The organism is Photobacterium sp. 1_MG-2023 (genome assembly GCF_030547945.1).
Lineage (GTDB): Bacteria > Pseudomonadota > Gammaproteobacteria > Enterobacterales > Vibrionaceae > Photobacterium.
This window is the reverse complement of record NZ_JAUORR010000011.1, coordinates 47,287-61,896: the sequence shown is the minus strand read 5'-3', so window position 1 is coordinate 61,896 and position 14,610 is coordinate 47,287. Positions and strand designations below refer to the sequence as shown.

Sequence of the window (14,610 nt, the reverse complement as noted above, 5' to 3'; positions counted from 1 at the left end):
GCCTTAACAGTACGGTAAAAAAGAAATAAATCAAGGGGATCAAGCGAATGGCAAAACGATCCGCTGTAAATCACTTAAAAATTCGGAATTAACAGCCAGTAAAATGACATTTATTAAATTTATTACCTGTCAGATTGACGCTCATTCTTTATCTTCAGCAGGTCATCAGGTTATTTCGGATGATCCGGGACTGAGGCAAATCGGGTTTGAGCAAGATACTTTGGTAAATGATGTTTCGGTGCAAACGCATCCGAAATAGGCACAGTGACGTGCATCGTTTCCAGTGCCAGCACTTCCGGGCCGTAACGTTTCAGAAAGCTGGGTAATGACAAACAGGTCACCCCTTCAGCCCAACCATGCCTGACCAGTAAATCAGCCAAATCTTCAGGACTGTAGCACTGACGCTCCGCGAGGAAATAGACAGGTTCCCGATCATTTTGCTCTGCAATGTTGATATGAAACTCTGCCAGATCGTCAAGATGTGCTGCGTAATAATGGCCGGATGCGGGAATCAGAACCGGAATTCTGGGACTTCCCCGTTGCATGATGGCCGTTCGGATCGGACAGTCCGGTCCGCCATAACTGAGTGTGGGCACAAACAGGGCCGTCCAGCCCGCTCTCATTGCTTTTTCAAGCGCAGCAACCTCGCTTTCCGCAGCCGTTAATGGATCAAAGCAGAGATCATCTGCCACCACTTCCTGAGCACACCCGAAGACTTCGATACCTGACGTAAAAATCTTGGCCGCATGCGGTTTTGCAAAACGCTCTAAATCTGACATCAAAGGGGCGGCGTGAATCGACTGAGATTCCTGCGCATAAGGCGCAATGACGGGCCTTGCACAGCAAATCACGACATCGAACTTCCCGGAAAGTTGCTGATCTTTGGCGGCCAGTGGAATGGCGAGCGGATTATCTTGTTCCGGCTGCTGACTCATCGCAAACGTCTGATAACCATGATCAATCAGATGGCGGACCACATATTTGCCCAACACTGTATTTCCACCTGCAACTAAAGCTTTCATTGCTGCTTCCCTCCCTGCCTGAAATCACGCTACGAATATAAGGCTGGCCGGAAAAATCCTGTCTGTTTTCCGGCGCTTATGTTAAGCATAGCCGGAAGTGCAGGAAACGTAAGGTCGCCGGGTCGCAGCAATCACTGCTTCCGGACGCTCAAATACAAAAAAAGCTGGCCTGATGGCCAGCTCTCATTCATTGATGACTCAGTCGCGATCTGCTGAGTTAATCACCGTAAATATCGAACTTGAAGTACTGACTGGCGATCCGATCATAAGTGCCGTTTTCACGGATCGTTTTGATTGCCTTGTTAAATTTATCCGCCAGTTGCTGATCAGTTTTTCGCAACGCCAACGCAGTTCCTTCCCCGATGTAGGCTTTATCAGTCACAGCTTCACCGACGAACTGAAATCCCTCTCCCTGTTCTTTGTCCAGAAAGGCCAGTGCCAGCTGATCTGAGTTGCCGAAAGCAGCATCCAGTCGGCCAGAGGTCAGATCCAGATACACCTCATCCTGGCCGGTATACCGCTGAATCTTGGCGACATCGCCATACATATCCGTCACATAGCGATCATGAATCGTGCCCAACTGAACCCCGATGCGCTTTCCGTCCAGACCGGCGGAATCAATCTGGAAACCGGCATCTTCACGCGCCACGAAGCGTGCAGGCGTCTGATAATACTTGTCGGTAAACAGCACTCGCTTCTTACGCTCATCCGTAATCCGCATCGAAGCCATAATGGCATCGGACTTGCGAGCCAGCAATGACGGAATCAGACCATCCCAGCTTTGTGTAACCCACTCACATTTCAGTTTCGCTTCCTGACACAGAGCATCGGCAATCTCGATATCAAACCCCTTTGGTGTGCCTTCTGCATCTTTGTAGTTAAATGGCGGATAAGTAAAGTCAGAGGCCAGTCTCACCGGACGGTCAGCGGCCTGAACCTGACCAGTCAGCGTGGTGGCCAGCATCAGTGCCAGTCCTAATTGCTTTTTCATCATACGTCCCTCTTACGCCGTCGCTTGATTCATTGTATTGAATGGATAATCCTTCAAAGCCTGAAGGGTTTCCAGCATGCTTGATTCTGTCCCGATAGAAATCCGGACACACCGATTCAGCCTTGGATCATGGGCCTGATTGCGCGTCACGATACCTTTTTGCAGCAAATACTCATACAGACAGTCATCTGTATTGAACTTCACCAGAACAAAATTGGTCGACGATGGATAAACCTTCTCGACAAAACTCAGTGCTGCAACAGCCGCTGCAAATGCATCCCGAACCCGAATCAGCGTCTCTGTTTGTTCGTGCATTGCGCGAAGCCCCTCAGGCAACAATGCCTTCTTCGCAATCAATGCACTTGGATCTGCAATCGGATAAGGCGGAATCAAACGTTTCACATAACCCATCACACTGGTGTCTGCCAGCAAGAAACCGACCCGGATGGATGCCAGACCAAAGGCTTTCGATAACGTCCGGATCACAATCAGATGTGGATATTGTGCCATCAGGCTGATCACACTGCTCTCGGGTGCAAACTCGATATATGCTTCATCGACCACCACCAGTGTTGAATCTTTTGCTGCTTCAAGCAATGCGATCATTTGTGCCTGCGGAATCACATTGCCTGTCGGATTGTTTGGAGAGCATAAAAACAGCAATTTACTCTCACTCAGGTGTGGCAGAATGGCCGCAACATCCAGACTGAAATCCTCAGCCAATGGGATTTTACGTGTTCTGACCGCAATAGAATCAGCACAAAACTCATACATCGCATAGGTCGGTGGACACACGATAATCTGATCCTGACCCGGCTGACAAAAGGTGCGGATCAGCAGATCGATCCCCTCATCAGCTCCCCGTACAGCCAGCAGTTTCCCCGACAAGGCTGCCCCGTCCAGGTTCTGTTGTTGCGTATATTCGAGATAGGCCTGCTCAATCACATGCGGTAAAAAGTCCGGATAGCGGTTATAACGCACTGATTCTCCGTAAGATTCACTCTCTTCAAGCTCATTGGCATTCAGCCAGATATGTCCCTGACCACCAATTCGGCGAGCAGACTGGTAGGGTATGAGATTTTTTACCATCTCTGGTACTAATTTCGTAGCTAGCGACGTCACAGCACACCTCTTCGCAGCGAATGAAAAACTGAACAAAACCCAGAATTATGATTAATAATTCAGGATGGGAATCTTTCTATTTTGTATTTACATAAATTAAACAAATAAATTTGAAATAAGAATCGAAATGTCAGCATACTAGCCATGAGAAAAATACATCGCTGGAACACAAACGCATGAGACTACCTTCAACCCGTGAACTTCAGGCTTTCCTGATCACCGCAGAGCACCTCAACTTCACTGTCGCCGCCAAACAGCTCAATGTCACTCAGGGAGCGGTCAGCCGCCAGATACAAGCACTGGAAGCACAATTGAAGGTCCGCTTATTTCAGCGTCATGCGCGTGGTCTGACACTGACCACCAAGGGCAATGAGTTTCTGCCACTGGTTCAGCAGTTGCTCACACAACTGCAGAAAGCCGTGGATCAGGTGTCAAATGAAAAGCAACAAATCAAACTGAAAGCACCGAGCTGTATTACTTCCTGGCTGTTGCCCAAGTTAATGACCTTTCAGCAGGCGCACCCTGATATTGATGTCGCCCTGACTTCCGCCATCATGCACAACGTTCATTTCGCCTCTGAGCCCTTTGATGCGGCCATCTGCTATACGGAACAGCCACCGCAGAAAGACATGAAAGCATTCCGGTTATTTGATGAGTATTTATCGCCGCTGTGTGCCCCGGGGCTGCTGAGGCCAGACGCCGATCTGGTCCAGCTCAGTCAGCAAACCTGGCTTCATGCGACAGCGCAGCAAACCGACTGGAAGATATGGCTGGACCATGTGGGTTATCAGGGAAAACTGGCGACACAGAACCAGCGCTTTGCAACGCTGGATCTTGCAGTCAGTGCCGCCATTCAGGGATTTGGAATTGCCGTAGGTGACGTCGAACTGGCCAGACAGGATTTAAATGCGGGCCGTCTGGTGATGCCTTTTCCGCAGCGTGTCCCTTCCGGGAAAAGCTATTTTCTGGTGCGGCCCAACAGTGCGCCAACCCCGGCGCTGAGCCTATTGTTTGACTGGATTCTTGAAGACACCGACCCAGGCATGCTTCAGCCCGAAGCAGCGGATTGAAGAAATTTGATCCGCGATTGCTCCTCCGCCGTGGGCTGATACGCCTCGTTTGATAGCTGACTGGTGTCAATCTGTCCCAGCGGCCAGACCGACTGACGGCTGATGCCATACTGACTTTGCTCGCCTGGAAACCCGGACATTTTTTCGATTTGCAGCGTTCTCAGCTCATAAGTTTCTGGACCTGTCCCCTCAGAAAACACACTTTGATGCGCTTGAAACTGAATGGCCTGCTCACCTGTTTGCAGGGTCTGCTTTGCCGTCAGCACCGCAACAGGCTGTCCGCTTTGTGTGAACAGATTCCCCCGAATCCGGTAGATGCCGGCACGCTCGATCAGCAAAATCGCCGGAATATTCACATGCGCGCCGTCGATCACCGGTTGTCCGACCTGAGTCAATTCAGCAACCGGCACCTCAAAACGAAAGTCCGTGGTTAAAGTGTCTGTCCCGCTTTCAAAATCCACCGTCGCTTTGATTCTGATTTCCTGCGGCCAGGTGTCCTGAGAAGCAAAGCGAGCCTGATTTCCTGTAAATCTGACGTTTGCCAGTTGCTCTCTGGTGTCCACACCAATCAGCTCAACCTGCATCCCTTCAACCGTAAGATCACTTTGGACGGTCACAGAAACAGGCTCAGGGTAGAAAAACCTGAATTTTTCCAACCGTAAACTGGCCTGACTTTGTCCGTCCAGCACTGGCGTCGCCACCGGTGCATACTGATTCGGATTCAGCCACTGTGAATCTTCAGACGTTAAGGGCCGGGAGTAAGCTGGATGCGTCAGCTCTGAAGCATAGACCTGAGACAACACAGCAAACTGCGCTTTCATCTCAACGGGCATTACAATTCCCGCTTCTGGTTCCAGAGGGGGCGAACCCTCAGAGACAATCTCCGTGCGCCTGCCAGCCCTTTGCACTCTTGCCGTAAGGTTCGACGCTCGCACAGGACTCTCCGGTTCAATAACGACAGAGGACGAGTGCCCCTGCATTACAGCTGATTGTTCTGTGGCAAGCAAGAAACGGCCAGCAACACCAATCACGCCGATAGCGACACCTATCAAAACAATCCGTTGCAGTTTTTTCATTGTTCAACTCAAACTGAAAGATTTCAGGCCGAACGATTTTCAGGCTTTGGACGCTGCCAAAGCCTGAGCACCGTGGTTACAGAAACTGCCGGGCAATTTCAGACATGGTTTGAGAATCTGATCCATCGACATACCGGTAGTAATAACCGTTCAGCCAGTACCACTCGTCCGTTGAATTGATCCGGACAGATTTTCCGTCTCCAAGGCTTACCTGATCAGTCACTGTGGTGACTTCTCCTTGATGCCGATTACCGATCAGCGCGTGATGGCTGTAATCTTCTCCCATCAGGACCGGATAATGATAGGGCATGAACTGGCTGACACCCCGCGACTGGCGGGCAAGTTTGCCGTTATAACCAACGCTGACCGAGCAACTGTTGAAGTCTCCCGCCGTGCTTGCGCCGCAGGAAGAATGGCTCGCAACCACACCATCATCATGGCCGGGCAAGAAGCCGGATGTCACACCCAAATAATCGCTGCTGTCCCCCGCAAAGCGCAGCCGTGGCACCCGGCTGTCCGGTAAAGCGGCCAACTGACGGGCATTGGCGACCCGCAAATCATTCAACGTACCCGTGTTATGACTGTCCGGCAGCTCACCCAGCCACAGCGAGACGGCATAGCGCAAGGTGGTATTCCAGACGCCGCCGCCTTCCGCGACGTTGACCGCGACATCGGCCAGTTCAGAACCGCCACCAGCGCCTGCAAAGTCGAAGGTTGCCACAATATTTAAGGGCGCGAGTCCAGCTTGACTCAACCAGTTCGCCTGATTCTCAATGATGTAGCGAGTGACCAGATCCCCGGTTGAGTGTGTGACAAAAACACATCCAGGCTGACAAGTTCCCTGTTCAGATAATGATTTCAATGCCGGCCAGACATAATCGGTGGAAATCTTTCCGGTAATTCTTTCATGGGATGGCCAGTCGATTCGGGCATCGGCATGAGCCAGCCAGAAATCCTGCCAGTACTCTTTGCCTTCAAGCGTCACCTGTTCAGCATTCGGCCTGGATTTTAGTTGGTCCGGCTGTAAACCATGAACCAGAACTACGGCATAATCATTCATTGCAGCTTGTGCTGTACCCGCACAAAACAGTGCAGCCCACGAAAGGCAGGTAGAAAATTTCTTCATCTTCATTCTTCTATTGTCGTCCAGTACTTGTCAGAAATGCGCAAATTTGTCTCCATACGCAGCACAAAGTATTTGCGATATCAGGCATATTGCTTGCCTAGTGCGTCGGAAAATAGATCAAAATCATAAAATTTTTATGACAAAAAATTAACAAACCATACAGGCTCAGCCCCTCTAACATGATCCCGAAATGGTTTTGTTTGAAAACTGGAGGTAAATAATTGTCTTATCGAATAATTAGAACATAAGCACTGCTTAAAACAAAAAATCAGACAAAAACAAAATATAAATTCAAAATTTGAGTGATTTCATACTCATTTCATAAAGCCAGAGGGGATTGATGCAGTGAAAATGACAGCGGTTTGGCGATCAATACATCAGGCACCTACAATCAAGCTGATGAATTACTCGCGAAACGAACCGAAGACAGGTAAATTGTCTGATTCTTCTCTACTTTTTACAGGAAGCTCGACATGATGCATTCATTCATCAAGCCATTCCTTCAGATCACTTTGATTACGGCTGCACTTGCCGCATGGATTCCAGCTCAGGCTAAAGTGGAAACATGTCCTGCTTTGCTTGATCATGAATTTGGCAAACTGAATTCCACCGACAAGATGAACCTTTGTGAGCAATTCAAAGGAAAAGTCTTATTGTTTGTGAACACCGCCAGCCAGTGCGGCTTTACACCACAGTACAAAGGTCTGGAAACACTCTATCAAACCTATAAAGATCAAGGGTTTGCTGTGATTGGATTCCCGTCGAATGATTTTTTCCAGGACCGCGGCAGCGAAGAGAATACGGCAAAGATCTGCTATCTGGACTATGGCGTGACTTTTCCGATGGTGAATCGCAGTGCCGTACGCGGCAGTGATGCCAACCCAGTCTTCCATCAATTAGCAGAAGACTCCGGCGTGACGCCCAAATGGAACTTTTATAAATATCTGGTCGACCGGGAAGGCAAAGTGATGACTGTCTTTGCCAGTACCACGAAACCCGATGACAGCCAGCTGACGCAAAGCATTGAGCAACTACTGAAAAAGACAAATTAATCTGTAAAACCGGGCCAGTAACTGAAATAATTCGGCTTTCACTCAAAGCTGGCCCGGTAAATTGCCTTTCACTCATTCAGATCTGAATGCAACTGATCTGCATCATTCTTCCCCTGAAAATTTACGTTCTCCCCTTGTTCTTTAGCGAACAACCTGCGATCTTATCGGCATTCATTGTGTTCCACCAAGTTCTCCACTATGTCAGGACTCAACATCATCGGCCCATTTGCCTCAGCACAGATTTCGGCTCTGTCTGTTCTTACTTACCTGGTTGCTTTTCCTGTGATTGCTGCTGAACCCGTCGCGGAAAAACATTACGCCGACCCCAATACAGCACAACGATGCTCGCAGGCTGGCCCCGTGATGACGACGCGACTAACTCTGTCTGATCAAACAGCCTATCAAGCGGCTCTGGCAGATAATTCGCTGTATCAAATCTGGGAAGTCGCTGAACAGGTTTCAAGAAACGTGGCTTATCCGCAACAAGACAGAACACAACTCACCCTGCAAATCGCCTGTCAGGGCGGGTTCGCGCCCGCAGAAGTAAAATATGCGGTGATGGATATCTATAATCACTGGCAGCATCAGCTCGCGTTTGAATTTGATTTGTGTCAGTACATCACGAGCGGTGTGGGTGCTGCATTCTGTACCAATCGATTTGCCGGAGAACAGCAAACAGCCCGAATTCAACGCCAAACAGCTGCAATACAGCATTTGTCTTCGGAACAAAAAGCAGCGGTCAAAGACGCTGTTCAGATGGCCAATGACTTTTTTGAACACAGAGCAACCTACGAAGAACTGCACAGCGGCTCCAGCCATGCTGCATTTCGGATCGAGTCGGTCTCCATTCAAAACGACCGGTATCTCTCACAGATCATTGATACCATTGCCGGGCATCAGCCGGATGAAATACCCATGCTCGATGAAGCCGACTATATGTTGCAACAAACCTACAGCAACTTGACACAACGGCTCAAATTAGAACCCATTGAAGACTTTAATCTGGAAGTCACGGCAAAAGATGTTGAAAGTGTTCAGCGTGCCTGGAAAAAGTACCGCGAGCAAACAGCAAGCTTACTGGCATCCTTAAATCAGGACATCAGTAAAGAAGCCTGGATGGGAATCCTCACCGCCGAGCGCAGCAGGCAACTCGCTGAAATCATCGAATATATGGATCTGTCTGAGTCAGACTGACACTTTCATTCATCCAACATCGTCAGGCCCGTTCCAATGAGCCTGACGAATGGGTATCACTTCACAGCAATACAAATGCTGGTATCACAGATATCATTTTCTTCATCCACGCTGTGATACAACTCGAAGCAAGGACGCTCAACATCAAACTGATAATCTCCAGTTTCGGCGATTTCCTGCTGCAGTTGTTGCCAATACTGTGGATACTGACTGCTGTCCGTTATCATTTTTCGTAAGGTCGCGTAGTCACCACCGGGCAAGAACATCGTTTCGATGCTTCCTTCAACGTGAGTGCCTTCAGGCACACTCAGTCCCACCCGTGTTCTGCAATCCTGAGGCGGTGTAGTTTCAACATCGTCCATATACACGAAAATACATTGCCCGCCTGAAAGGCCGTGTTTACCGGCCCAGAGAAACAGCGTCTCAAGCGCAGGTTGATAATTATCGCCATACGGCCCTTTCACTTCAACATAGGCCAGCCAACATGAAGCGAGTTGTTCCTTTTGCATCATTCATCTCCATTGTGCACAGGGTCTACCCTATTAGTTCCATCGTTTTGTCAGGCGATCTATCCCAGAAGTGCATTCAGAATCATGGACACCGCCAGGCTACTGAGCAGAAGTTTCATGGCCGTCTTCCAAAGTTGCTCATGCGTCCGATAGCGGACATGCGTGCCTAACCAGGATCCCGCGATCGCAGACACGATTAAAGCCAGCAACAATGGCCATTGATCGAGATACGCAAAACCAATGACGCCAAACACCATCAATTTAAAAGCGTGGACAATCGTCATCATCAGGGCTGTTGTCGCAACCAGCTGATGCTTGCCATCGACTTTTTTCATCACCATCGGGTGAAACACCGGACCTGGCGCGCCCACCAGCAAGCCCAGCCCAGACAGCACAAACCCAGCCATCAGCATCGACTCAAACCGGCTGACCCATTGCATAAACCCTTGATGCCAGACGTTCAGTAAAATATAGCTGCCGATAAACAAAGGTAAATAGGCCATCGCAACTTGGACAACCGTCAGGCCAACCAGCAGCGTGCCCAATACCGCACCAGTGACAAAAGCAGGCATCAGGTGCCAGGCAATATCCCGCCTTGAGAAAAATGCCCGGCTGACATTGCTGACCATTTGTGTCACACCATGGACAGGAATCACTGCCGCAGCAGGCAGAAAGACTGGCATGGATGCAATCAGCAACATCCCCCCACCAAAACCCAGCACAGCCGCAACAACAGAAGCCAGCATCGCAATCCCGCTGAGCCCCAGAATCGTCCCTAGAGATACCGAAAAATCAACCAAGGGAGCACCTCAAGCAAATTTATGTATGCCACTAAACACTGTGTGAATATACAGACACTTGATATGCAGTCAAACTGATTTTTTAGCCATACGCTAATATCAGCATATTGTTTTAACCGTGTCACAGTATTAATCTGGACAAATTAAACAACTGATCAAAAAGGAAATCAGGATGGGTATTCTTGATAAGTTACTCGGCAATGCCGGAGAAATGGATATTCCGGAAGCGACGGAAGAGCTTCAGACGATCCTTGGCGCAAATGAACAGATTGAACTCGCATACAAGCTGATCCGGGATATGCTGGTGCTGACCAACTGCCGTCTGATTCTGATCGACAAACAAGGGGTCACCGGGCGAAAAGTGGAATACCGGTCGGTTCCCTATCAGTCGATCACCATGTTTTTGGTTGAATCAACCGGGAATTTTGATTTAGATGCCGAATTAAAAATCTGGATTTCCGGTCAGCATGACCCGTTAGGCATGGCGTTCAGCGGCAAGACCAATATTTACAAGCTTCAGGGATTACTCGCTGAAAAAGTCGCGGGAAAATAACCCGGCAAAGTAATTTGCCGGGCCTGAGAAACAATCAGCCAAGCTTCAGAATGTGTTTCAGCCAGGCAGCAATCTCTTTCACCTGCTGCATGCAAACCTGATGTTCCATCGGATAAACGCGCCACTGCGGCGCATATCCCAGATCTTCTAAATCCTCGACCGCAGCTTTACCCAATGAGGGCAGAACCACAGGATCATAGCTACCATGCATCACTTCAATGGGAATCTGTCGGTTTGCAGCAGCAGTTTTGATCCCCTTTGCCGTTGGGAAATAGGTCGATAAAGCGAGCAACCCCGCTAAGGAATGCGGGTAAGTCAACGCCGTCTGATAAGCCACGGCACCACCCTGTGAGAATCCCGCCAGTACAATGCGATCACTGGCTATCCCCCGGGCACGCTCCCTGTCAATCAAACCTGCAATTTTCTCTGACGATTCAAGTAACTGCGCTTTGTCGAGTTTTCTGCCAATTCCCATTTCCAGAATGTCGTACCAGGCTGGCATCACCATGCCACCATTGACGGTCACCGGCATGGACGGCGCATGAGGAAATATAAAGCGAACAGGTGCATTTGCAGGTAAATTTAACTCAGGCAGTATGGCTTCAAAATCGTGTCCGTTCGAGCCCAACCCATGCAGCCAGATCACGGTTGCTGTTGGTTTTACTTTCGGGTTGACCTCAACAGATTCTAAAATCGGCATGAGAATTTCCTTATGGATCAAAGAAGCCGTCACTGTACCGCAATCTGGGAATCGATGACCAGCACTGTTTATTGATATACAATGACATGCATTTTATTCTGCGTCAGGACGACGCAGAATTTCATCTCCGCAACGCCACAGGGGCCTCATCATGAAGCATGATTTACTCATTTTCGATCTGGACGGCACGATCAGCGATCCCAGGGAAGGCATCGTTCGTTCTTTTAACTTTGCCTTATCCCATCATCGCCTGCCTGAACTTGCAGAAACCGAGATTGCTGCGCATATTGGTCCTCCTCTGGATCAGACATTCATTGCACTGACTCAAAATCAGGATCCAGCTTTCATCGCCAGTCTCGTCAAAAAATACCGGGAACGGTATGCCGAGGTGGGTTACTCAGAAAACACCCTTTACGCGGGTATCAAAGACACGCTGGCAGAGCTGCATTCGCGACAAGTCCGAATGGGCATCTGTACCTCCAAGCCAGTCGACTTTGCCCGGCAAATTCTGGGGTTATTCGGTTTGGAAGCCATGTTTGAATTTGTCAGTGGCGGCGATATTGGCATTGAAAAGTGGCAGCAACTCGAAACGCTGAAAAAACAGTTCACCATCAGCCAGCATGCCATCATGATCGGCGACCGTGCTGTCGATTTAACCGCAGCTCACAAAAACGGCCTGCAAGCTGCCGGAGTACTCTGGGGTTACGGCTCCTACGAAGAATTGGATAACGAGCAACCAGCTTACCTCTTTGAGCAACCCTCACAACTCTTGCGCTTGATTCCGGATTAACTTTTGAATATTGCGCCGACTTCGGGCTGAGCTGATTTTTTCCTCTGGCCTGAAGGAACTATGCTTTACCTAAAGTCAGCCCAACATAGTGAGCAGAAATGACAGAAGCTTTAGCCCCGGACAAACGCAGCGGACTCCATGTCCTGATGCTGCTGTACCCTGATTTTAACCTGCTGGATATCAGTGGACCGGCCACACTGCTCGCAGCGCTGGACGATGAAGTCAGTCTCAGCCTGATTTCGGCACAGGGAACACCGGTCACCAGCCAGCAAGGGGTAAAACTGATTGCGGATGCCAGCTTTGAAGATGATGTTTTTTGCGATGTCCTGCTGGTTCCGGGCGGTGAAGGGGTTCAGGCAGCATTAGAAAACTCAGCCCTGACGACCTGGCTCTGCCATCAAACGCGTAAAGCCAGAATTTGCTGTTCGGTGTGTACCGGGGCGGCACTGCTGGCACAGACTGAGATACTGAATGGGAAATCGGCCACAACCAATAAGCAGCATTATCATTGGGTAAGTGAACTGAACGACAAAGTTCAGTGGCAACCCGTGGCCCGCTGGGTTGAGGATGATCATCGTTTTACTGCGTCCGGCACGGCTGCCGGGCTGGATATGACACTGGGGTTGATCTGTTTTCTGATGGGCGAAGAAACCGCCCGGAAAGTGGCCATTGATACAGAGTATCTCTGGCGTAATGATCCGGACGATGATCCGTTCGCACCGCTTCATTTAGTCGAATGAAGCAAACACAGCAGCCTTAGCTGTCAGATTCCCACATCACAGTGCACTCTTCTGCGATGGCAGCTTCCAGCATTTCAAGCAAAGGTCGGGCACGGGTCAGCATGCTGATCCTTGGTTCTTCGTCTTCCCAAGGATCTGAAGTGTCCTCAGAAGATGCTTCCTGACTCGCTTCCTGTTGCTGGGTGACGGCAAGTGCTTTCTGCAAATTGTCCAGCGCTTGAGGGACATCATCCACGTCGATGATCCCAGGGATATTTTCGCAATATCCCATCATATGAATCAGTTGTTGTGCAACCTCACCAAACATCGTGATGTTCGCACTGGCTTTACTGTGAAATGTAATCAGCATGTCTGTTCCCCTTATTGTTCAACATTGGCCAGCGACCGGGATTTATCTCGCCGGGCAAAGATATATCCGGCAAACGCGCCGCCCAGTACCCCGAATAAGTGACTCTCATAACTGATCCAGCTGTGTGCCGGAATAATTCCAGCCAGCATAGAGCCATAGAAAATCATCACGAGCACTGCAATGACGATGGATTTGATACTGCGTCGCAACAAGGCATACACAAGCAGATAAGCCCAGAGCCCGTAAATAATACCGCTCAGACCAATATGATAATGCATCCGGCCAAAGAGCCAGACCCCTGCACCGCTAATCGCCCAGCTGATCAGAAAAACAGCCATGAGCCGGGACATCCCAGAGCGGGACACCAGATAACCCAGCACAGCAAATGACAGCATGTTACTGAACAAATGCCCCCAGGACCCGTGAATAAACGGATAAGCCACCAGACCGATCGAATGCGTCACATGCCGGGGTAACAAACCGTAATCCATCAGCATACCGCCCAGCAGCATATTCACAACGTGAATCACGAAACACAGAACAATCACAGTCCCAATAAACGGGAATGCATCTTTATCACTTTGATCCAACAGGCTTCCTCCTCGTCTTCAGTATAGAGAGTATATCCTTAAGTCGATGTCAGATGCATGGGACAACAATTCAGAAAAACGAATGAAATCACCAGAAAGATTGACGATTTTGGTACGCCTTATCACTTTTTTTCCGTTGCCTGTGGCTGGCAATCCGAAAGTTTTTCCCCAGAATTAAACGGATCTGGCTCAGGGTTTCTCTGGCGAGCAGATAACGCTCACTCCGGGTCCAGCATTGATTGGTGGTCGATTTGATGGCAGCAATGGCATCTGGCGATGCTTGGGTGATCTGACGTGCAAATGCCTCGGCCGCAGCCAAGGGAGCCTCATGGATTTCAGTGACTAAACCCATGTGTTTCGCCTGAGTTCCGGTGAAAATTTCTCCGGTCATGGTCAGCTTCATCGCAACATCTTTTGCCACCAGTTCCCGCAACGACAGTAAACCCGCCATATCCGGTACCAGACCCCAGCGTACTTCCATAATCGATAGTTCAGCATCCGGTGTGACCAGCCGAAAATCAGCGCCCAGTACAATCTGCATGCCACCGCCCAAACAGCGACCTTCAATCACTGCAATCACAGGGACAGGAATCTTGCGCCAGTTTCTGGAAACACGCTGAGCCAGATTAGCATTTCCCGGCAACCACTTTTTCAGAATTCCCAATACCTTCGCAGGCGATGTTGCCACGCTCTGCACATCCAGCCCGCTGCTGAAATTGCCGCCTTCACCGGTCAGGATCACGGCGCGGATATCTTTTCGCTGTCGTAAAGCACGGCTGACTTTATCCAGCTCCTGAAACATCAGCACATCAAGTGCGTTCAGTTTTTCAGGGCGGTTGAGGGAGACCGTGACGATTCCGTCATTTTCCGTCACTTTCAAACGTTGCCAGTGGGTCATAAAACATCCTTGTAAAGTATCTGGTCAG

The 14,610-nt window shown here is 49.6% G+C and carries 17 protein-coding genes; 6 read left to right on the top strand and 11 right to left on the bottom strand.

Features of this window, described 5'->3' with window-relative positions:
• Nucleotides 1-170: 170 nt before the first annotated feature.
• The 3 genes from Q4579_RS11590 to hisC all read right to left on the bottom strand — a co-directional run bounded on the left by Q4579_RS11590 (nucleotide 171) and on the right by hisC (nucleotide 3,102).
• Entirely contained in the window at nucleotides 171-1,022 is an 852-nt protein-coding gene (locus Q4579_RS11590) for a hypothetical protein (RefSeq protein WP_303564301.1), read from the bottom strand.
• A gap of 217 nt (nucleotides 1,023-1,239) precedes the next feature.
• A complete protein-coding gene (locus Q4579_RS11585) occupies nucleotides 1,240-1,986 on the bottom strand; it encodes an ABC transporter substrate-binding protein (protein WP_303564471.1) in 747 nt (248 codons plus the stop codon).
• Nucleotides 1,987-2,025: 39 nt separating this feature from the next.
• Nucleotides 2,026-3,102 (bottom strand): histidinol-phosphate transaminase, encoded by a 1,077-nt coding sequence (gene hisC / locus Q4579_RS11580; RefSeq protein WP_368501982.1) that lies wholly within the window; start codon nucleotides 3,100-3,102, stop codon nucleotides 2,026-2,028.
• Nucleotides 3,103-3,311: 209 nt separating this feature from the next.
• Between hisC and Q4579_RS11575 the strand changes: the two genes are divergently transcribed.
• Nucleotides 3,312-4,205, top strand: coding sequence for a LysR substrate-binding domain-containing protein (locus Q4579_RS11575; RefSeq protein WP_303564297.1), 894 nt, complete (start codon nucleotides 3,312-3,314; stop codon nucleotides 4,203-4,205).
• Here Q4579_RS11575 and Q4579_RS11570 read toward each other — a convergent pair.
• On the bottom strand, nucleotides 4,184-5,281 hold the full coding sequence (locus Q4579_RS11570) for a hypothetical protein (protein WP_303564294.1): 1,098 nt from the start codon (nucleotides 5,279-5,281) through the stop codon (nucleotides 4,184-4,186). The two genes, Q4579_RS11575 and Q4579_RS11570, sit on opposite strands and share 22 nt — an antisense overlap.
• Before the next feature lie 76 nt (nucleotides 5,282-5,357).
• Nucleotides 5,358-6,407: a hypothetical protein gene (locus Q4579_RS11565; RefSeq protein ID WP_303564292.1), complete on the bottom strand. Its 1,050-nt coding sequence runs from the start codon at nucleotides 6,405-6,407 to the stop codon at nucleotides 5,358-5,360.
• A 473-nt stretch (nucleotides 6,408-6,880) separates the two neighbouring features.
• Between Q4579_RS11565 and Q4579_RS11560 the strand changes: the two genes are divergently transcribed.
• Together Q4579_RS11560 and Q4579_RS11555 are read left to right on the top strand one after the other, a co-directional pair.
• Nucleotides 6,881-7,459, top strand: a complete 579-nt coding sequence (locus Q4579_RS11560) for a glutathione peroxidase (protein WP_303564291.1) — start codon at nucleotides 6,881-6,883, stop codon at nucleotides 7,457-7,459.
• 198 nt (nucleotides 7,460-7,657) lie between these two features.
• Nucleotides 7,658-8,653 (top strand): hypothetical protein, encoded by a 996-nt coding sequence (locus Q4579_RS11555; RefSeq protein WP_303564289.1) that lies wholly within the window; start codon nucleotides 7,658-7,660, stop codon nucleotides 8,651-8,653.
• A 56-nt stretch (nucleotides 8,654-8,709) separates the two neighbouring features.
• Here Q4579_RS11555 and Q4579_RS11550 read toward each other — a convergent pair whose 3' ends face one another.
• Nucleotides 8,710-9,162: a GyrI-like domain-containing protein gene (locus Q4579_RS11550; RefSeq protein ID WP_303564288.1), complete on the bottom strand. Its 453-nt coding sequence runs from the start codon at nucleotides 9,160-9,162 to the stop codon at nucleotides 8,710-8,712.
• A gap of 59 nt (nucleotides 9,163-9,221) precedes the next feature.
• The gene (locus Q4579_RS11545) at nucleotides 9,222-9,962 is read right to left on the bottom strand and encodes a sulfite exporter TauE/SafE family protein (protein WP_303564287.1); all 741 of its coding nucleotides are present in this window, start codon (nucleotides 9,960-9,962) and stop codon (nucleotides 9,222-9,224) included.
• Between the two features lie 172 nt (nucleotides 9,963-10,134).
• Here Q4579_RS11545 and Q4579_RS11540 point away from each other — a divergent pair, with 172 nt between their 5' ends.
• Nucleotides 10,135-10,515, top strand: coding sequence for a PH domain-containing protein (locus Q4579_RS11540; RefSeq protein ID WP_303564285.1), 381 nt, complete (start codon nucleotides 10,135-10,137; stop codon nucleotides 10,513-10,515).
• 34 nt (nucleotides 10,516-10,549) lie between these two features.
• Here the strand turns inward: Q4579_RS11540 and Q4579_RS11535 are convergent, their stop codons facing one another.
• Nucleotides 10,550-11,215, bottom strand: a complete 666-nt coding sequence (locus Q4579_RS11535; protein ID WP_303564283.1) for an alpha/beta hydrolase — start codon at nucleotides 11,213-11,215, stop codon at nucleotides 10,550-10,552.
• Nucleotides 11,216-11,366: 151 nt separating this feature from the next.
• Between Q4579_RS11535 and Q4579_RS11530 the strand changes: the two genes are divergently transcribed.
• Nucleotides 11,367-12,005 carry an HAD family hydrolase gene (locus Q4579_RS11530; RefSeq protein WP_303564280.1) on the top strand — a complete coding sequence of 213 codons (639 nt, stop codon included), beginning with the start codon at nucleotides 11,367-11,369 and terminating at the stop codon, nucleotides 12,003-12,005.
• Nucleotides 12,006-12,103: 98 nt separating this feature from the next.
• Nucleotides 12,104-12,745, top strand: a complete 642-nt coding sequence (locus Q4579_RS11525; protein WP_211651420.1) for a DJ-1/PfpI family protein — start codon at nucleotides 12,104-12,106, stop codon at nucleotides 12,743-12,745.
• Between the two features lie 16 nt (nucleotides 12,746-12,761).
• Here the strand turns inward: Q4579_RS11525 and Q4579_RS11520 are convergent, their stop codons facing one another.
• From Q4579_RS11520 to Q4579_RS11510, 3 genes are all read right to left on the bottom strand, one after another.
• Nucleotides 12,762-13,094, bottom strand: coding sequence for a DUF1840 domain-containing protein (locus Q4579_RS11520; RefSeq protein ID WP_303564275.1), 333 nt, complete (start codon nucleotides 13,092-13,094; stop codon nucleotides 12,762-12,764).
• A gap of 11 nt (nucleotides 13,095-13,105) precedes the next feature.
• Nucleotides 13,106-13,684 (bottom strand): rhomboid family intramembrane serine protease, encoded by a 579-nt coding sequence (locus tag Q4579_RS11515; protein WP_303564273.1) that lies wholly within the window; start codon nucleotides 13,682-13,684, stop codon nucleotides 13,106-13,108.
• An 88-nt stretch (nucleotides 13,685-13,772) separates the two neighbouring features.
• The gene (locus Q4579_RS11510) at nucleotides 13,773-14,582 is read right to left on the bottom strand and encodes a crotonase/enoyl-CoA hydratase family protein (RefSeq protein ID WP_303564268.1); all 810 of its coding nucleotides are present in this window, start codon (nucleotides 14,580-14,582) and stop codon (nucleotides 13,773-13,775) included.
• Nucleotides 14,583-14,610: the final 28 nt, after the last annotated feature.